The 18555-nt window shown below is 66.9% G+C and carries 21 protein-coding genes; all 21 read right to left on the reverse strand.

Annotated features, from left to right (window positions below; all coding sequences use genetic code 11):
* Nucleotides 1-4 precede the first annotated feature (4 nt).
* Entirely contained in the window at nt 5-1072 is a 1068-nt protein-coding gene (gene nagZ, locus AC1DF3_RS16990; protein WP_478140277.1) for a beta-N-acetylhexosaminidase, read from the reverse strand.
* On the reverse strand, nt 1069-1464 hold the full coding sequence (acpS, locus tag AC1DF3_RS16995; protein WP_286536970.1) for a holo-ACP synthase: 396 nt from the start codon (nt 1462-1464) through the stop codon (nt 1069-1071). The genes nagZ and acpS overlap by 4 nt, the downstream gene beginning before the upstream one ends.
* Nucleotides 1465-1483: 19 nt before the next feature.
* Nucleotides 1484-2227 carry a pyridoxine 5'-phosphate synthase gene (locus AC1DF3_RS17000; protein WP_436411540.1) on the reverse strand — a complete coding sequence of 248 codons (744 nt, stop codon included), beginning with the start codon at nt 2225-2227 and terminating at the stop codon, nt 1484-1486.
* Between the two features lie 8 nt (nt 2228-2235).
* Entirely contained in the window at nt 2236-2994 is a 759-nt protein-coding gene (gene recO, locus AC1DF3_RS17005) for a DNA repair protein RecO (protein ID WP_301804981.1), read from the reverse strand.
* Entirely contained in the window at nt 2995-3948 is a 954-nt protein-coding gene (gene era / locus AC1DF3_RS17010) for a GTPase Era (RefSeq protein WP_286536967.1), read from the reverse strand.
* Nucleotides 3945-4643 (reverse strand): ribonuclease III, encoded by a 699-nt coding sequence (rnc, locus tag AC1DF3_RS17015; protein WP_286510148.1) that lies wholly within the window; start codon nt 4641-4643, stop codon nt 3945-3947. The genes era and rnc overlap by 4 nt, the downstream gene beginning before the upstream one ends.
* Nucleotides 4644-4656: 13 nt before the next feature.
* The gene (locus AC1DF3_RS17020; RefSeq protein ID WP_286526853.1) at nt 4657-5013 is read right to left on the reverse strand and encodes a DUF4845 domain-containing protein; all 357 of its coding nucleotides are present in this window, start codon (nt 5011-5013) and stop codon (nt 4657-4659) included.
* A gap of 31 nt (nt 5014-5044) precedes the next feature.
* Nucleotides 5045-6016, reverse strand: coding sequence for a signal peptidase I (gene lepB / locus AC1DF3_RS17025; RefSeq protein WP_478140278.1), 972 nt, complete (start codon nt 6014-6016; stop codon nt 5045-5047).
* 2 nt (nt 6017-6018) lie between these two features.
* A complete protein-coding gene (lepA, locus tag AC1DF3_RS17030; protein ID WP_286526855.1) occupies nt 6019-7830 on the reverse strand; it encodes a translation elongation factor 4 in 1812 nt (603 codons plus the stop codon).
* 522 nt (nt 7831-8352) lie between these two features.
* Nucleotides 8353-9831: a DegQ family serine endoprotease gene (locus tag AC1DF3_RS17035; RefSeq protein ID WP_286536965.1), complete on the reverse strand. Its 1479-nt coding sequence runs from the start codon at nt 9829-9831 to the stop codon at nt 8353-8355.
* A gap of 44 nt (nt 9832-9875) precedes the next feature.
* A complete protein-coding gene (locus AC1DF3_RS17040; RefSeq protein ID WP_478140279.1) occupies nt 9876-10934 on the reverse strand; it encodes a MucB/RseB C-terminal domain-containing protein in 1059 nt (352 codons plus the stop codon).
* Nucleotides 10935-10957: 23 nt separating this feature from the next.
* Nucleotides 10958-11599, reverse strand: coding sequence for a sigma-E factor negative regulatory protein (locus AC1DF3_RS17045; RefSeq protein WP_478140280.1), 642 nt, complete (start codon nt 11597-11599; stop codon nt 10958-10960).
* Between the two features lie 13 nt (nt 11600-11612).
* Nucleotides 11613-12287 carry an RNA polymerase sigma factor RpoE gene (rpoE, locus tag AC1DF3_RS17050; protein WP_286526860.1) on the reverse strand — a complete coding sequence of 225 codons (675 nt, stop codon included), beginning with the start codon at nt 12285-12287 and terminating at the stop codon, nt 11613-11615.
* Nucleotides 12284-12754 carry a hypothetical protein gene (locus AC1DF3_RS17055; RefSeq protein WP_301804954.1) on the reverse strand — a complete coding sequence of 157 codons (471 nt, stop codon included), beginning with the start codon at nt 12752-12754 and terminating at the stop codon, nt 12284-12286. The genes rpoE and AC1DF3_RS17055 overlap by 4 nt, the downstream gene beginning before the upstream one ends.
* A 13-nt stretch (nt 12755-12767) precedes the next feature.
* Nucleotides 12768-14012, reverse strand: coding sequence for a beta-ketoacyl-ACP synthase II (gene fabF / locus AC1DF3_RS17060; protein ID WP_286536961.1), 1245 nt, complete (start codon nt 14010-14012; stop codon nt 12768-12770).
* Between the two features lie 93 nt (nt 14013-14105).
* Entirely contained in the window at nt 14106-14345 is a 240-nt protein-coding gene (gene acpP / locus AC1DF3_RS17065) for an acyl carrier protein (protein ID WP_007830471.1), read from the reverse strand.
* Nucleotides 14346-14445: 100 nt separating this feature from the next.
* Nucleotides 14446-15189, reverse strand: coding sequence for a 3-oxoacyl-ACP reductase FabG (gene fabG, locus AC1DF3_RS17070; RefSeq protein ID WP_286536960.1), 744 nt, complete (start codon nt 15187-15189; stop codon nt 14446-14448).
* Between the two features lie 22 nt (nt 15190-15211).
* Entirely contained in the window at nt 15212-16165 is a 954-nt protein-coding gene (fabD, locus tag AC1DF3_RS17075; protein WP_286536959.1) for an ACP S-malonyltransferase, read from the reverse strand.
* Nucleotides 16166-16218: 53 nt separating this feature from the next.
* Nucleotides 16219-17196, reverse strand: coding sequence for a beta-ketoacyl-ACP synthase III (locus tag AC1DF3_RS17080; protein WP_478140281.1), 978 nt, complete (start codon nt 17194-17196; stop codon nt 16219-16221).
* Nucleotides 17196-18248 (reverse strand): phosphate acyltransferase PlsX, encoded by a 1053-nt coding sequence (plsX, locus tag AC1DF3_RS17085; protein WP_286536957.1) that lies wholly within the window; start codon nt 18246-18248, stop codon nt 17196-17198. The genes AC1DF3_RS17080 and plsX overlap by 1 nt, the downstream gene beginning before the upstream one ends.
* Nucleotides 18249-18344: 96 nt before the next feature.
* Nucleotides 18345-18527, reverse strand: a complete 183-nt coding sequence (gene rpmF, locus AC1DF3_RS17090; RefSeq protein WP_028248601.1) for a 50S ribosomal protein L32 — start codon at nt 18525-18527, stop codon at nt 18345-18347.
* Nucleotides 18528-18555 lie beyond the last annotated feature (28 nt).

Consider the following 18555-nt stretch of genomic DNA (forward strand, 5'->3'; position numbering starts at 1 on the left):
AGGCTCAGGGCAGCAAGCCCACGGCCTGGAGGTAGTCGGAAGAGGCCTGGAGCGCTGCCCAGTCGAACGCCGGGCCGCGCGGCAGCAGGCCGCGGCGACGCCGCTCGCTGGCCGGGTCCGGCCGCCAGCGCCCGCCGTGCCGGGCCGCGGCCATGCCGTCGAGCAGCGCGTCGAGCGCCGCCCCCTCCCCCACGCTCTGGTTGCACAGCAGCGCCAGGTCGCAGCCGGCATCGAGCGCCGCCAGCGCCGCGTCGGTGTAGCTCAAGACCTGGCCGTCGATCCGACGCGCCGCCTCCATGCTGAGGTCGTCGCTGAACACGGCGCCGTCGAAGCCGAGCTTGCCGCGCAGCACCTGCTGCAGCCATTTCGCCGAGAAACCAGCCGGACGGACATCGACCTTCGGATAGATCACATGCGCCGGCATCACGGCCGCGAGCGTGCCCTGGAGCCATTCGTAGGGCCGCGCGTCGTCCGCGAGGATCGCCTTGAGGCTGCGCCGGTCGACCGGAATCGCGACATGCGAATCGGCCTTGACGAAGCCGTGTCCCGGAAAGTGCTTGCCGCAATTCGCCATGCCGGCCTGCAGCAGCCCGTGCATCAGGCTGCGCGCCAGCAGCGCCACCACGCGCGGATCGCGATGGAAGCTGCGGTCGCCGATCACGCTGCTCTCGCCGTAGTCCAGGTCGAGCACCGGCGCAAAACTGAAATCGACCCCGCAGGCCCGCAGCTCGCCCCCCAGCACCCGGCCGCAGGCGACGGCCGCCTGCGTCGCGCGCAGCGGGTCGCGCATCCAGAGCTCGCCCAGCGTGCGCATCGGCGGCAGGCGCGTGAAGCCGTCGGTTCGGAAGCGTTGGACCCGCCCGCCTTCATGGTCGACACAGACCAGCATGTCGGGTCGGATCGCCTTGATCTCGGCATTGAGCGCCGTCATCTGTGCCCGGTCGTTCCAATTGCGGGCGAAATGGATCACGCCCCCCACCAGGGGATCGGCCAGCCGGCGGCGGTCGGCCGCGTTCAGTTCGGTCCCCGCCACATCGATGATCAGGGGCGCATGCAAGGTCTTGTCGGTCATTCTTTGCGTTCGACCACGACGAAGCTCGCCGCATAGTCGGTTTCGTCGGTCACGGTCACATGGGCGGTCAGGCCCTGGGCCTCGAACCAGTCCTTGAGGCCCCCGTGCAGCACGATCACGGGCTTGCCGCTCTTCTCGTTGAGGATTTCGCACAGCCGCCAGCTCATCGGCATCCGCATGCCCATGCCGACCGCCTTGCTGAAGGCCTCCTTGGCCGAAAAGCGGGTCGCCAGGTAGCGCAGACCGCGCTTCGGCCAGCGCGCGCTGCGGGCCTGCCAGATCGCGAACTCGGCCTCGCCGAGCACCTTGTGGGCGAAGCGCTCGCCCTGGCGCTCGAAGGTGGCGGCAATGCGCCGGATGTCGCAGATGTCGGTGCCGATGCCGTAGATCACGCCAGCGTCGTCTTTCTGTCTATCGCGCTTCTTCGATCCGGCGCAGGTACTCGCGGGTCGCCGCGGCGTAGCCCAGTTCGAGCGCATCGGAAACGAAGGCATGGCCGATCGAGACTTCGCGCACGCCCGGCACCGCGCGCAGGAATTCGCTCAGGTTGTCGCGGCTCAGGTCGTGGCCGGCATTGACTTCGAGCCCGGCCGCCTGCGCGGCGCGCGCCGCCTCCACGTAGAGCTGCAGCACCTGGCTCGCCTTGGAGGTGTCGCGCGAGGCGGCGTAGCCCTCGGTGTAGAGCTCGACGCGATCGGCGCCGACCGCCTTGGCGGCCGCCATCATCTCGGGCGCCGGGTCCATGAACAGGCTCACGCGCACGCCCAGCGCCCGGGTCTCGGCGATCAGCGGGCGCAGCCGCTCGGCGTCCTCGGGGAAGCTCCAGCCATGGTCGCTGGTGGCCTGGGTCTGGCTGTCCGGGACGAAGGTCGCCTGGTGCGGACGCAGCTCGCGCACGAACTCCATCAGGTTGTGGAACGGATTGCCCTCGATGTTGAACTCCGCCGCCGGCCAGTCCTTCTTGAGCAGCCCCGCCAGGTCGCGCACGTCCTGCGGCCGGATGTGGCGCTCGTCGGGGCGCGGGTGGACGGTGATCCCGTGCGCGCCGGCGTCCAGGCACAGCGCGGCCGCGAACAGCACGCTAGGGATGCCGAGCGGGCGCGTGTTGCGCACCAGCGCGACCTTGTTGAGGTTGACGGACAGGGCTGTGGACATAGGAGTGCTCATAGGGCTTGCAGATCCCGCATCATCTGCCGCGTGTGCAGCGTTGCGACGCCGCAATGGTAGTTGAGCAGCACCCGCAATTGGGTACGCAGCGCACCGTTGATGCCGGCGCAGACGCGCAAGGTCGAGGCGAAAGGCGCCCGATCGTCCAGCGCCGCCTGCAGGGCCTCCCATTCGGCGGCCCGCAGCGCCGGCTCGGCATCGTCTGCCTGGCGCAGCCCGGCCTCGGGCACCAGCGCATAGCGCGCCGACGGCGCCAGCGGCGTCAGGGTGGCGGTCTGGGCGTCCAGCGACGGCAGCAGCCCGACCGCGCGCAGCAGCAGCAGCTCGAAGGCCCGCAGCCCGGCCGCCTGGGTCGCCGCCTGCGCCGACCCATGGTCGCTCGCCAGCACCTGGACCACCGCCGCGTAGGCGTCGAACAGCAGCTCGTGCGGATCGTCGCGGGCCAGCAGCCGCATCAGCAGTTCGTTGACGTAGTAGCCCGACAGCAGCGACTCGCCGGTCGGCATCACGTGGCCGCCCATCCATTCGGCCGCCTTGAGCGTCCGGATCTCGGCCTCGCCGGTGAAATTGAGCTGCAGCGGCTGCAGCGGCAGCAGCACCGGCCGGAAGTTGGAGCTCGGCCGCTTGGCCCCCTTGGCCACCAGCGCGATCCGCCCCAGGTGACGCGTGAAGACCTCGAGGATCAGGCTGGTCTCGCTCCAGTCATAGCGGTGGAGCACATAGGCCGGTTCATGCGAGACGCGCTTGACGGCCACTCACTCGTATCCGAAGGAGCGGACCCGTGCTTCGTCGTCGGCCCAGCCCGAGCGCACCTTGACCCAGAGCTCGAGGAACACCTTGGCGTCGGCCAGCTTCTCGAGCTCGACGCGCGTTTCCATGCCGATGCGCTTAATGCGCTCGCCCTTGTCGCCGATGACCATCGCCTTGTGGCCGTCGCGCTCGACCACGATCGTGGCGGCGATGCGCAGCAGCCGCTTCTGGCCCTTCTTCTGGGGCGGTTCTTCCTCGAACTTGTCGATCACGACTGTCGAGGTGTAGGGCAGTTCGTCGCCGGTCAGGCGGAACAGCTTCTCGCGCACCAGTTCCCCGGCCAGGAATTTCTCGCTCCGGTCGGTGAGTTCGTCCTCGGCATAGAACCAGTCCTGCTCGGGCAAGTACTTTTCGCAGATGCCGAACAGGCGCTCGACATCCTTCGCGTTCTTGGCCGACATCGGCACGAATTCGGCGAACTCGTGCTTCTGCTGCATGGTCTGCAGCCAGGGGGCGATGTCGCCGCGGCGGTGCACGTTGTCGAGCTTGTTGGCCAGCAGCACGGTCGGGATGCCCTTGCCGAGCAGCTTGAGCACGCGCTCGTCGGCCGGCGTGAAACTGCCGGCCTCGACCACGAAGAGGATCAGGTCGACATCGCCCACCGCGCCCTGCACGGTCTTGTTGAGCGACTTGTTGAGCGCATTGGCGTGCAGGGTCTGGAAGCCCGGTGTGTCGACGAAGACGAACTGGGTCGCGCCCAGCGTGCGCATGCCGGTGATGCGGTGCCGCGTGGTCTGCGCCTTGCGCGAGGTGATGCTGATCTTCTGCCCGACCAAGGCGTTGAGCAAGGTCGACTTGCCCACGTTGGGCTTGCCGACGATCGCCACCAGGCCACAGCGGCGGGCGCCCTCCGCGCCGTCGCCGGCCGGGGGGAGGATGGATTCGTTCACTTCGTTCATGGGGTTGCCTTCGCGCCACGCGCCTTGAGCCGGATCAACATGGCCGCCGCGGCGGCCTGCTCGCCGGCGCGGCGCGAGCCGCCGATGCCGCGTTCGCGCAGGCCCAGATCGGGCACCTCGCATTCGACATCGAAAGTCTGCTTGTGTGCCGCCCCCAGCGTTCCGACGACGCGGTAGGCGGGCAGCTTCATTTTGTGACCCTGCAGCCATTCCTGCAATTCGGTCTTGGGGTCCTTGGAGGCCGCCTCCATGCGCGGGCTGATCGCCACCGACTCGTAGAGCCGGTGCACCAGCGCCTGCGCCGCCGCGTAGCCGGCATCGAGGTAGACGGCGCCGATCACCGCCTCCAGCGCATCGGCCAGGATCGACGGCCGGTTCTGGCCGCCCGAGCGCGATTCGCCCTCGCCCAGCCGCAGCAAGGGCGACAGCGCCAGCTTGAGCGCCAGCTGGTGCAGCGTGTCCTGCTTGACCAGGTTGGCGCGCACCCGCGACAGGTCGCCCTCCGGCAGGGTCGCCAACCGCGCGTAGAGCAGGTGCGACACCGCCAGGTTCAGCACCGAGTCGCCGAGAAACTCCAGCCGCTCGTTGTGGTCGGCCGAAAAACTGCGGTGCGTCAGCGCCTGCTGCAGCAGCCGTGCATCGGCGAAGGAATGCTGGAGGCGCGCCTGCAGCGCGACGAGGCCGCCGTCGGTCACGGGGAAAAAGACGTCAACGCGATTGGCCCCGGTACTTCAGGAGCAGGTAGGCCGGGCCGAACAGATGGATCTCCCGGTCGTAGGCGAACGACACCACCACCTTGTCGCCGTCCTTCTTGATGTCGAGGTCCTTGCCGCTGACCGACTGGAAGTCGTCGATGGCCTGGGCCCGATCGAAGATGGCCCGCACTTCGGGCACGGTCGAGCCCGCCGTGGCCTTGCCGGCGGCCTTGGTGATCGCCTGGTATTCGATCAGCGTCGGAATCACCTGCGCCACCACCACGCCGACGCACGCCAGCACGATCGCGACGAAAAGCAACCCGATGAACGAGATGCCGCGCTGTTTTTGTCCTGTCTGCCTTGCTCTCATGCCCTCTACCCCTCCATCAAGAACCGGATGCTTATTGGAATGTGCCGATGCGCTTGAGATTGCCGAAGTTCATCCACACCAGGAAGGCCTTGCCCACGATGTTCTGGTCCGGAACGAAACCCCAGTAGCGCGAATCGAGCGAGTTGTCGCGGTTGTCGCCCATCATGAAATAGTGACCCGGCGGCACTTTGCACACAACGCCCTCGACACTGTAACGACAATTTTCCTGGTTCGGGAACGGCATGATCTCGGCTTCGGACAGCCCCGCGCGGCGGTTGTCGTCGTTGAGCAGACGATGCTCCTTGCCGCCCAGATCCTCGTTGTACTGCTTGAGGTAGCGCATCGTCTCCTCGTCGAAATACTCCGGGATCGCGACCTTGGGGACCGGCTGGCCGTTGATCGTGAGCTTCTTGTTGAGGTAGGACACCTCGTCGCCCGGCACGCCGACCACCCGCTTGATGTAGTCCATGCTCGGCTTGGGCGGATAGCGGAACACCATGACCTCGCCGCGTTCCGGCGCCCGGCCCTCGGTGATCTTGGTGTTGATGACCGGCAGCCGCAGCCCGTAGACGAACTTGTTGACCAGGATCAGGTCGCCGGTCAGCAAGGTCGGCATCATCGAGCCCGACGGGATCTTGAAGGGCTCGAACAAAAAGGAGCGCAGCAGGAACACGGCCAGGATCACCGGGAACAGGCCGGCGGTCCAGTCCAGCCACCAGGGCTGCATGACCAGCCGCTCGCGTGCCTTGGTGTCGACCGTATCGACCTGCGTGATGCCCTGGCGGGCCAGTTCTTCGCGCCGCTGGGCCAGCGAGGCGTCGAGCGCGTCGGCCGCGCGCCGGCGCTTCGGCAGGAAATAGAAGCGTTCGGCCAGCCAGTAGAGGCCGGTGACCACCGTGGCCAGGAACAGCAGCAGCGCGAAGTTGCCTTCGACCGCGCYGAAATACCAGGCGCCGATGTAGCCGACGAAAGCGGCGAGGATCAGGGAAGTGAGGAATGCCATCTTTAGTCTTCGACTTGCAGGATGGCGAGGAAGGCCTCTTGCGGGACCTCGACCGAGCCGATCTGCTTCATTCTTTTTTTGCCCGCCTTCTGCTTCTCGAGCAGCTTCTTCTTGCGGGTGATGTCGCCGCCGTAGCACTTGGCGAGCACGTTCTTGCGCAGGGCCTTGATTGTCTCACGCGCGATGATGTTGACCCCGATCGCGGCCTGGATCGCGACGTCGAACATCTGGCGCGAGATGATCTCGCGCATCTTGGAGACCACCGCCCGGCCGCGGTACTGGCTCTGGCTGCGGTGGACGATGATCGACAGCGCATCGACCTTTTCGCCATTCAGCAGGATGTCGACCTTGACCACGTCCGAGGCCCGGTACTCCTTGAACTCGTAGTCCATCGAGGCATAGCCGCGGCTGACCGACTTCAGCTTGTCGAAGAAGTCGAGCACGATCTCGCCGAGCGGCATCTCGTAGGTCAGCATGACCTGGCGGCCGTGGTAGGCCATGTTCATCTGCACGCCGCGCTTCTGGTTGGCCAGCGTCATCACGACGCCGACGTATTCCTGCGGCATGTAGAGATGCACCGTCACGATCGGCTCCCGGATCTCGGCCATCTTGCCGACGTCGGGCATCTTCGACGGGTTCTCCACCATGATGACTTCGCCGTCGTTCTTCATGACCTGGTAGATCACGCTCGGCGCGGTCGTGATCAGGTCCTGGTCGAACTCGCGCTCGAGGCGCTCCTGCACGATCTCCATGTGCAGCAGGCCCAGGAAGCCGCAGCGGAAGCCGAAGCCCAGCGCCTGGCTCACCTCGGGCTCGTAGCGCAGCGACGAATCGTTGAGCTTGAGCTTCTCGAGCGCGTCGCGCAGCGAGTCGTACTCGCTGGCCTCGGTCGGGTAGAGGCCGGCGAACACCTGCGGCTGGATCTCCTTGAAGCCGGGCAGCGCCTCGGTCGCGGTGGCCGCGGCGCCGCCGGTGCCGGGCTTGATCAAGGTCACGGTGTCGCCGACCTTGGCCGCCTGCAATTCCTTGATGCCGGCGATGATGTAGCCGACCTCGCCGGCCTCGAGCGTGGCGCGCGGCTCGTTGGCGGGCGTGAAGACGCCGATGTTGTCGGCGTTGTACATCGCGCCCGAGGCCATCATCTTGATGCGCTCGCCCTTGACCAGCCGGCCGTCGACCACGCGCACCAGCATCACCACGCCGACATAGGGATCGAACCAGCTGTCGATGATCATCGCGCGCAGCGGGCCGTCGGGATTGCCGCGCGGCGCCGGCATCCGCGCGACCACGGCCTCGAGGATTTCCTCGATGCCCATGCCGGTCTTCGCGGAGCACGGGATCGCGTCGGTCGCATCGATGCCGATCACGTCCTCGATTTCGGTGCGCGCGTTGTCGGGGTCCGCGTTGGGCAGGTCCATCTTGTTGAGCACCGGCACCACCTCGACGCCGAGGTCGAGCGCGGTGTAGCAGTTGGCTACCGTCTGCGCTTCGACGCCCTGGCTCGCATCGACGACGAGCAACGCGCCTTCGCATGCCGACAGCGAGCGACTGACTTCATACGAGAAGTCGACATGGCCCGGCGTGTCGATCAGATTGAGGTTGTAGACCTGCCCGTCCTTGGCCTTGTAGTGCAGTGCGGCGGTCTGTGCCTTGATGGTTATCCCACGCTCTTTCTCGATGTCCATCGAGTCGAGCACCTGCGCTTCCATCTCGCGTTCGGCGAGACCGCCACAACGTTGAATCAAGCGATCGGCAAGCGTCGACTTGCCGTGATCGATGTGCGCAATGATCGAAAAATTTCTGATGTGATTCATCAACGGGAACGCTTAAGTACTTGAATTGGCTCGGGCGCAGAAGGCGTCAGGCAAGAAAAAAGGGCGCGTCCCCTAGAGACGCGCCCTGAACCAACAAGCAATGGCAACTGCAGTAGTTGGAACTTCATTGTAGGCAAAAAGGGGGGCGCGTACAGCCGGGCCAAAGCCCGGGAGGGGTCGTTGCAGGTCAGCAACATGCCACTTATTAACAACTTATCAACAGGGTCGGTGGAGCAATCGCTTAACAACTTGTGGGCGAACTGTGGAGCGCCGGTGGACGGGCTGCGGGAATCTCGCATCGTGAAGCACCTCGGACTGCTTATGCGACGAGCGGCGATCAGGGGGGCCCTATTCTACCGAAATTCATCGTTAGACACCTTTTAAGTTAGTGGACACCAACCAAAATACGTCGTTCGGCCTGTCAAAAAAATTTCTTGAAGCCTGCGGTGGGCACGCGACACTGGCCGAAAAATGACCCCAAACCCGACTGCCGGGTGGGGCCACTTGACGCCCATCGTGCGATCAGCGGGCCGGCCGCAGCAGCGCGTACTGCGCCCAGTCGCCCCGGCGGAACAGCAGGCTGACCGGCTTGCTCTTGTCGGCCCTGGCCAGGGCGGCGTCGAATTCCTTCAGGTTCGCCACCTCGGTGTTGCTCACCGCCAGCACCACGTCGCCTTCGCGCAGGCCGGCGCGCGCGGCCGCATCGGTGGCGGAATCGATCCGCACGCCACCCTTGAGCTTGAGTTCCTTCTTCTGCGCATCGGTGAGGTCGCTCAGCGCCAACCCCATCGACTTGGCGGCCGCGGAGGCTGAGGGCTTGGCCGCCGGCTCGTCGCGATCGGCGGCCACCTTGGTCGGCTTGTCGGGCTCGATCTCGGCGATGGTCACGTTGATGTCGCGCGAGCTGCCGCGGCGGAACACCGTGATCGAGCTCTTGGTGCCGGGCTTGGTGTTGCCCACCAGGCGCGGCAGATCGCTCGGCTTCTCGATCGACTTGCCGTCGAACTTGGTGATGATGTCGCCCGGCTCGATGCCGGCCTTCTCGCCCGGCGAACCGGCCTCGACGCCGCGCACCAGCGCGCCCTGCGCCTTGCCCAGGCCGATCGATTCGGCCACGTCCTTGGTGACCTGGTCGATCTGCACGCCGATGCGCCCGCGCGACACGCGGCCCGAGGCACGGAGCTGGTCAGCGACCCGGCTCGCCTCGTCGATCGGGATCGAGAACGAGATGCCCATGAAGCCGCCCGAACGCGAGTAGATCTGGCTGTTGATGCCCACCACCTCGCCGCGCATGTTGATCAGCGGACCGCCCGAATTGCCGGGGTTGATGGCGACGTCGGTCTGGATGAAGGGCAGGTAGTCGCCGGTGTCGCGCTGCTTGGCGCTCACGATGCCGGCGGTGACGGTGTTCTCGAGGCCGAAGGGCGAGCCGATCGCCATGACCCACTCGCCCACGCGCAGCTTCGACACGTCGCCGACCTTGACCGCCGGCAATCCGGTGGCGTCGATCTTGACGACCGCGACGTCGGTGCGCTTGTCGGCGCCGACGAGCCGGGCCTTGAACTCGCGCTTGTCCGGCAACGTGACCAGCACCTCGGAGGCGCCGTCGACCACGTGCGCGTTGGTCATCACGTAACCGTCGGACGACAGGATGAAGCCCGAGCCGACGCCGCGCGGCCGCTCCTCGTCGGGCGCCTGCGGCCGATTCGGGCGCGGCCCCTGGCGCGGGACACCGGGCATCGGCTGGCCGAAGAAACGGCGGAAGAACTCCTGCATTTCCTCGTCGGGCTCCCCGCTGGCGCCGCCCTGTGCGACCTTCTCGATGGTGCGGATGTTGACCACGGACGGGCCCACCTGGTCCACCAGGTCGGTGAAATCAGGCAGCGCGCGCGCCTGCGCATGGACAGGGGTCGCTGGCAGCAGCGCGGTGGTCGAAGCGAGCGCGAGCGCGCAGGCCATCAGGGTCGAACGGAAGGTGTTCGCCTCGATCTTGAGCATCATCGGTTTCTTTCGTTGAAGAGAGACAAAAACTGCCAGGGACGCGCTTAGCGGGCGCGGACCAGGTTTTGCGCGAACGCATCCAAAGTCTGCGGGGGTACTTCGCCGACCGCGGTCAGCCACCAGTCGCCGTCCTTGCCGGTCAGGCGACGGGTGAGCGTGTAGGTGGCGCCGAGCGCGAGCAGCACTTCCTCGGGCTTGCGCTGCGCATCGTAAGGCTCGATGAACAGCGACACGGTGGCCAGGCCATCCGTGAAGGTCCATTGCATGGTATGGCCCAGCCCGTCGCCGCCCATCGGACGCCGGAAAGAACTGACCGGCCGGAAGCCGGCGACCGGCTTGCCGAGCGCCCAGCCCTCGCGCTCGGCCGTGGTGCGCTCGAGTTCGGACTTCTCGACCCGGTAGCCGGCCGTGCTGCCCATCATCTGCGCCAGCGCGTGGACCTTGACCGGCGCATCGAGCTGGAGTTCGGAGAACGCCGACTGCTCGATCACCTTGTTGTCGCGGTCGAGGGTCTGCAGCTTGACCACCAGGCCCGAGCGCCGCTCGCTCCAGACCCGGTAGCCGAAGCGCAAGCTGTCGCGCGGCTCGATCTGGACCACGTCGGCGTCGAATCCGGCGACCCGGTCCTTGCCGATCGCGCGCACGCCGTACGAGTCGGCGATCGACGAATCGGGCGCGCCCGACAGGCTGGGGAAGATCTCCAGGTTCTCGCGCTTCTCGCGCTTGACGACCTTCGAGTCGGGCAGGAAGGTGACGACCTGGTCGTTGCGCCGGAAGGTCGAGCGCGGCGGCCCCGACAGGGCCTCGATGCGCTCCATCTGGAGATCGCCCTCGCAGACATGCCAGATGCGCGCGCTCGACAGGTTGCCGGCCGGCGCCGACACCACGAAGGTGCCGACATAACTGCGCTGCCGGGCGGCCGCATGCATGCGCTCGAGCCACTCGACGACCCCCATGGCAGGCAGGTCGCCGCCGGCGGCGGCGGGCGGGCTTTTCGCGGCGGCCGGGGCAGGACGGCTCTGGGCGAGCGACACCTGCGCCATGCACAACGCCGCCACCAGAACCAGGAATCCGCGTGCGGAGATCGGCATCGAATGAGTCATTGCAGAAGCTGATGGCGCTGGCGTCAGCGCGACGGCCGGTCGAAGGTGGCGTTGCGCAGGAAGCCAGAAGGCATTTGCGAGGCGCCTCCGGCTTGCTGGTGGGCTTCGAGCAGTTGGTCGAGACGCGGATCGCGCAGCATGACCTGCGGATTGCCGTTGCCGATCATGACCCGGCTCGCCGCGAGGCTCGGCGCAGCCGCCTTCGGCGCCTCGGCCGTGGCGACCACGGCCGGTGCAGCCTGCTGCAGCGCCAATTGAGCGCCGGCCGCACGGGAATCCGCAACGCCGACCCAGTTCCAGCCGATCGCTGCCGCCGCGGCCAGCGAGGCGGCGCCGGCCACCAGCTTCCAGCGGAACACCGGCTCGTTGGCCGCTTCGACCCTGAGGCGCGCCGGCGGGGGCTCGGCCGCCACAGGCGCCCGCAACGGCACCGGGGGCTCGGTCGCCAGGCGGCTCTGGAATCGGGACAGGAAGGCCGACGTGTCGCTGCAGGCGGCATGGCCACCCGAGCGCAGGACGTCGCCCACCAGGTGATAGGTCTGCCAGGTCGCCCGCAGTTCGGGGTCGTCACCCAGCCTGCCCACCACGTCGGCAAATTCGCCGTCGCGCAAATGGCCGTCGACGAGCGCGGAAACCTGCTCTTGGACTGTCTTTGTTTGGTTCATCTCATTCACCTGCTTACCAGCGCTTGCCCGACTGGTTGTCCAGCAAGGGCTTGACCCGGGTCGAAATAGCCTCGCGGGCGCGGAAAATCCGCGACCGCACCGTGCCGATCGGACAATTCATGACCTCGGCGATCTCTTCGTAACTCATGCCCTCGATCTCGCGCAGCGTCACCGCCTGCCGCAGTTCGGCCGGCAGCGCTTCCATCGCCGCCTCGACGGCTGCCGCGATTTCATTGGCCGCCAGCACGGTTTCGGGGGTCTCGTCGCTGATTGGTTCGTTTCCGGGCCGGTAAGTTTCATCGTCGTCGTCAGAAGACGATCGCAGGGCGCTTTCGGAGATGGTCGGATCGCGCTTCATGTCGACCAGCGCCTTCTTCGCCGTGTTGACCGCGATCCGGTAGAGCCAGGTATAGAACTGGGCGTCGCCGCGAAACTGGTGCAGCGCGCGGTAGGCACGGATGAAGGTCTCCTGGGCGATATCCTCGACCAGGTTGACGTCGCGCACCATGCGGCCGATCAGCCGTTCGATCCGCCGCTGGTACTTGATGACCAGCAGCTCGAAGGCCTTCTGGTCGCCCGCGACGGTGCGCTGAACCAGCTGGAAATCGACCTCGCCCGGGCTTTGAGCCCCGGCGGGCGCATCGGTCGGACCGGTGCCGGGCGGCACGGGAGGCGGGGACACTGTCATACGCGGGGATGATGCACCGGCGCCGGCGCCGGGCTCGCATCGGCCGGTGCCACGCGTGCATGGAGGGCGCGCCGCAGATCCAGCCAGCGCTCGGGCAAGGCCTGGCGGTCGACCCAGACCCAGCGCCGCGACCGGGCAGGCGCTTCCAGGCGCACCAGCAGCAAGGATTGCAGGTCGAGGGTCACGCTGGCGCGGGCCGAGCGCAGCGGGACGCCGCCCGACATCGACCAGTGCCGGCCATCGAAAGCCAGTTCGCCAGGCGCCGAGCTCTGCAGCAGGCCGGTCCAGGCGGCCGCGCCGGCCACGACGGCGCTCAGCGCCAGCATCGCCTGGCGCCAGTCGAAACCGTCGGCCTGCAGGGACGCGAGCGTGGCGCTGGCGACGCCGAGCGCCCAGAGCGAGACCAGAAGGCGTCGCGCATAGCGCGAACGCCCCACCGGATAGTTCACCGACGGGGCGCTGTGCATGGGTTGGAAAGTATCAAACGCGCTTGAACACCAGCGTGCCGTTGGTGCCGCCGAAACCGAAGTTGTTCTTGACCGCGACGTCGATCTTCATGTCGCGCGCCTCGTTGGCGCAGTAGTCGAGATCGCACTCCGGATCCTGATGGAAGATGTTGATCGTCGGCGGGCTCTTCTGGTGATGCAGCGCGAGGATCGTGAACACCGACTCGATGCCGCCGGCACCGCCCAGCAGGTGGCCGGTCATCGACTTGGTCGAGTTCACGACCAGCTTGCGGGCGTGATCGCCGAAGGCGTTCTTGATCGCGTTGGTCTCGTTCAGGTCGCCCAGCGGCGTCGACGTGCCGTGCGCATTGACGTACTGCACCTCGTCGGCATTGACGCCCGCATTGGCCAGCGCCATCTGCATCGAGCGGCGCGGGCCGTCGACGTTGGGCGCCGTCATGTGGAAGGCATCGCCGCTCATGCCGAAGCCGGAGACCTCGGCGTAGATCTTGGCGCCGCGCGCCTTGGCCCGTTCGTACTCCTCGAGCACGACCACGCCGGCACCCTCGCCGAGCACGAAGCCGTCGCGGTCCTTGTCCCAGGGCCGCGAGGCGGTCTTGGGGTCGTCGTTGCGCGTCGACACGGCGCGAGCGGCGCAGAAGCCGCCCAGGCCCAGCGGCGAGACGGTCGATTCGGCGCCGCCGGCGATCATCACGTCGGCGTCGCCGTATTCGATCATGCGGGCCGAAGTGCCGATCGCATGCAGGCCGGTGGTACAGGCCGTCACCACCGCGATGTTCGGACCCTTGAATCCATACTTGATGGAAACATGGCCCGAGATCATGTTGATGATCGACGCCGGCACGAAGAACGGCGACACGCGGCGCGGGCCGCGGTTGACCAGTTCGGCGTGCGTGTCCTCGATCAGCGGCAGGCCGCCGATCCCGGAGCCGATGTTGCAGCCGATGCGCACCGCATCTTCTTCGGTCAGCGCGTCGCCGGTGGGCAAACCGCTGTCCTGCACCGCCTGGATGGCGGCGGCGAGCCCGAGATGGATGAAGCGGTCCATGTGGCGCGCTTCTTTCTCGGGGATGTAGTCCTTGATGTCGAAACCCTTGACCTCCCCTGCGAACCTGCAGGAGAAGGCGCTCACATCGAACTTGGTGATGGTGTCGATGCCCGAATTCCCGGCCAACAGGTTGGCCCAGGACTCGGCGACGGAATTTCCGACAGGAGCGAGGCAACCGAGTCCGGTCACGACGACGCGGCGTTTGGTCATGCCGGCATACCTTTCTGGAAGCTGAGGCCGCTGGCCGGTGCGCGCAGGCGTTGAAACCGCGGACCGGGGCGACGGCGATTCAGCGCGGCCGTGTCAGGCCTTTTGATTCTTGGTGGCGTAGTCGACGGCATTCTGGACCGTCGTGATCTTTTCGGCGTCTTCGTCGGGGATCTCGATGCCGAATTCGTCTTCGAGCGCCATCACGAGTTCGACCGTGTCGAGCGAGTCCGCGCCGAGGTCGGCCACGAAAGCCTTCTCGTTGGTGACCTGGGACTCTTCAACGCCGAGTTGTTCGGCAATGATTTTCTTGACACGTGCTTCGATATCGCTCATTTGGTTCCCTCTGAGGGTTGTAGGTAATCGGTTGATTTTAGCCGGCCGCATTGTGGCATTTGCCGCACGGCCGTGGGTGAAAGCGCTTGCGTTCCTGGGGCTACATGTGCATGCCGCCGTTCACGTGCAGTTCCTGCCCCGTGACATAGGCGGCCTGCGGCGACGCCAGGTAGGCGACCGCGTGGGCGATATCGGCGGGTTTGCCGAGATGACCGAGGGGGATCTGGGCCAGCAGCGCCTGCTGCTGCGCCTCGGGCAGGCTGGCCGTCATGTCGGTCTCGATGAAGCCCGGCGCCACGCAGTTGACGGTGATGCTGCGGCTGCCGAGCTCGCGCGCCAGCGCCCGCGTCATGCCCGCCACGCCGGCCTTCGCCGCCGCGTAGTTGGCCTGGCCCGCATTGCCGGAGGCGCCCACCACGCTGGTGATGCTGATGATGCGGCCGTAGCGCTGCTTCATCATCGGGCGGATCACGGCGCGCGACAGCCGGAAGACAGCCTTCAGGTTGGTGTCGAGCACCGCGTCCCAGTCGGCGTCCTTGAGGCGCATGGCGAGCGTGTCGCGCGTGATGCCGGCGTTGTTGACCAGCACATGGACCGCGCCGTACACCTTGACGATCTCGTCGACCAGGGCATCGACCGCGGCGCCGTCGTTGACATCCAGCACGCAGCCCCGGCCGTCATGCGCAGCGAGCGCGGCCGTGATCTTGGCGGCGCCCTCCGCGGAGGTGCCGGTGCCGATGACCTTCACGCCGCGCTGGGCGAGTTCGAGCGCGATGGCGGCGCCGATGCCGCGGGTGGCACCCGTGACCAGGGCGACCTGGCCTTCGAATTTGGGAATACTCATGACTGAACCTGTGGGATGGCGCTCAAGCGCCGAGCAGTTGCCTGGTTTCGGCGAGCGTCGCCGGATCGTAGAGCGAGGCCGCGGCCACGGCCGGCGCGATCCGCTTGGCCATGCCGGTCAGCACCTTGCCCGGGCCGCACTCGACGATGGCCTCGACCCCGCGCGCCTCCAGGGCCTGCACGGTCTCGACCCAGCGCACCGGACCCGCCGCCTGGCGGACAAGGGCGGCGCGGATGCGCTCGGGATCGGTCTCGACCGCGACATCGATGTTGTTGACGACCGGAATCCGGGGCGCCGCCAGCTGGACCGAGGCCAGCCGCTCGCGCAGCGCCTCGGCCGCCGGCTTCATCAGGCTCGAATGGAAAGGCGCGGAGACCGGCAGCGGCAGCGCCCGCTTGGCCCCGTTGGCCTTCAGCACTTCGCAGGCCTTGTCGACCGCCGCCTTGCTGCCCGCGATCACGGTCTGCATCGGGTCGTTGAAGTTCACCGCTTCCACCACCTCGGCGCTGTCGGGCCCGAACGAGGCCGTGACCTCGGCGCAACCGGCCAGCACCTTGGCGGCGTCCATGCCCAGCACGGCGGCCATCGCGCCGACGCCGACCGGCACCGCCTGCTGCATCGCCTGGGCCCGGAAGCGCACCAGCGGCGCCGCCTGCGCCAGCGTCAGGGCACCCGAGGCGACCAGGGCCGAATATTCGCCCAGCGAATGGCCGGCGACCACCGACGGCTCGGCGCCGCCTTCGGCGCGCCAGGCGCGCCAGGCGGCGATCGCGGCGACCAGCATCACGGGCTGGGTGTTGGTGGTCAGGGCCAGGGCTTCCTTGGGGCCTTCGTGGATCAGGCGAGCGATGTCTTCATCGAGCGCATCGGAGGCTTCGCGCAGCGTTTCGGCCACGGCCGGGTGGTCGCCCCAGGCGTCGAGCATGCCGACCGCCTGCGAACCCTGACCCGGAAAGACGAATGCAAAGGACTTCATGATGTTGTGTCTCCTGGACGCCGCGGCCCGCCGGGGGCCACGCGCTCCATTGCTTAATAGGTCAGCAGCACCGCACCCCAGGTGAAGCCGCCGCCGACGCCTTCGAGCATCAGCGTGTCACCCTTCTTGACCTTGCCCGAGCGCACCGCGGCATCGAGCGCGAGCGGTATCGAGGCGGCCGAGGTGTTGCCGTGCTCGTCGACCGTCACGATCAGCTTGTCGCGCGCCAGCTTCAGCTTCTTGGCCGTGCCTTCCATGATGCGGATGTTGGCCTGGTGCGGAATCAGCCAGTCGATGTCGGCCTCGGTCTTGCCGGCCTTGGTCAGCGTGGCGCGGGCCGCTTCCTCGAGCACGCGCACCGCCAGCTTGAAGACGGCCTGCCCATCCATGTGCAGAAGCGGCTTGCCCAGCACCTCGCCGCCCGCCACATGGCCGGGCACACAGAGGATGCCGACGTGCTTGCCATCGGCATGCAGGTCGCTCGCCAGGATGCCCGGCTCGTTGCTGGCTTCGAGAATCACGGCACCAGCGCCATCGCCGAACAGCACGCAGGTCGTGCGATCGTTGAAATCGAGGATGCGCGAGAACACTTCGGCACCGACCACCAGCGCGCACTTCGCGCTGCCGGTGCGGATCATCGCGTCGGCCACCGTCAGCGCGTAGACGAAGCCGCTGCACACCGCCTGGACGTCGAAGGCGGCGCAGCCCGCGATGCCGAGCTTGTGCTGGAGGATCGCCGCCGACGACGGGAACACCATGTCGGGAGTGGAAGTGGCGACGATGATCAGGTCGATGTCGGCGGCGCTGCGGCCGGCGGCCTCGAGCGCGTGCTTCGCGGCTTCCAGGCCGAGGTCGCTGCTGGACACGTCGGGGGCTGCGAAATGGCGAGCGCGAATGCCGGTGCGCTCGATGATCCACTGGTCGGAGGTCTCGATGCCGCGGGCGGCGAGTTCCTGGGCCAGGTCGTCATTGGTCACGCGGCGGGGCGGCAGGAAGCTGCCGGTGCCTGTGATGCGGGAAAAAGGGGTCATCAGACGTGGAGCGCCGGCGTGTCGGCCGGCGCCGCCGAGTCTTGCCGTGCGAGCAGTGGCGCGGCGTGGGCGATGCGGGCCCGCACACGGTCGAGCAGGTTGTTGCGAGCGGCATCATAAGCGCGATCGAGGGCGTGGCCGAAGGCCACTTCGTCCGCGGAGCCATGGCTCTTGAAGACAAGGCCGCGCAGGCCCAGCAACGCGGCGCCGTTGTAACGCCGATGGTCAAGCCGCTTTTTGAGCGCTTTTAATACGGGATAAGAAACGATCGCAGCAAACTTGCTGAAGATGCCGCTGGAGTACTCGATCCGCAGGAAGTCCACGATCATCGAAGCCACGCCCTCGGTGGCCTTCAGGGTCACATTGCCAACGAAACCGTCGCACACCACGATGTCGGTCGTGCCCTTGAAGATGTCGTTGCCCTCGACGTTGCCGTAGAAGTTCAAATCTTGCGAATTGGCCGCTTTTCGAAGCAGTTGGCTCGCTTTTTTGATGGTTTCGCTGCCTTTGATGGCTTCTTCACCGACATTGAGCAGGCCGACGCTGGGCGATTCGTTGCCCGTCAGCGCCGACACCAGCGCCGAGCCCAGCACCGCGAACTGCAGCAGATCCTCGGCGTCGCAATCGACATTGGCGCCGAGGTCGAGCACCGTGGTCGCGCCACCCTTGCTGTTGGGCAGCTGCGGGGCGATGGCCGGCCGGTCGATGCCGTCGAGCGTCTTGAGCAGATAGCGTGCGATCGCCATCAATGCGCCCGTGTTGCCGGCAGAAACCGCAGCTTGCGCCGCGCCGTCCTTGACTTGCTGGATCGCGACCCGCATCGAGGAGTCTTTTTTCTTGCGCAGCGCGACCTCGATCGGGTCGTCCATGCCGACCACTTCGCTGGCCCCGATGACCGTGGCACGAGGATGCGAGAAGCCCGCCAGGGCAGCCGGCGCGCCGACCAGCAGCAGCGACGCCTCGGCGTGGCGCTCGAGAAACGCCCGGCAGGCCGCAAGCGTAACGCGCGGCCCATGGTCTCCGCCCATGCAATCAACGGCAATCGTGATCACGGGCGGCACTGGAGCGGATGCTAAGGACGTAGCCATCAAAACAAAGGCCCGACGCTACAGGAAAAGTAGCCTCGGGCCATGGCCTGGGAGCAAGAATCAGGCTTCGGACTTGGTCTTGAGGACCTTGCGGCCACGGTAGAAACCGTTCGGGCTGATGTGGTGGCGCAGATGCGTCTCGCCAGTGGTCGGCTCGACGGCGATGCCGGGCACGCCCAGCGCGTTGTGCGAGCGGTGCATGCCGCGCTTCGACGGCGACTTCTTGTTTTGCTGGACGGCCATGATGGCTCCTGGAAATGTTGGGTGGGTT

It is taken from the genome of Variovorax sp. 10N432 (assembly GCF_056394465.1).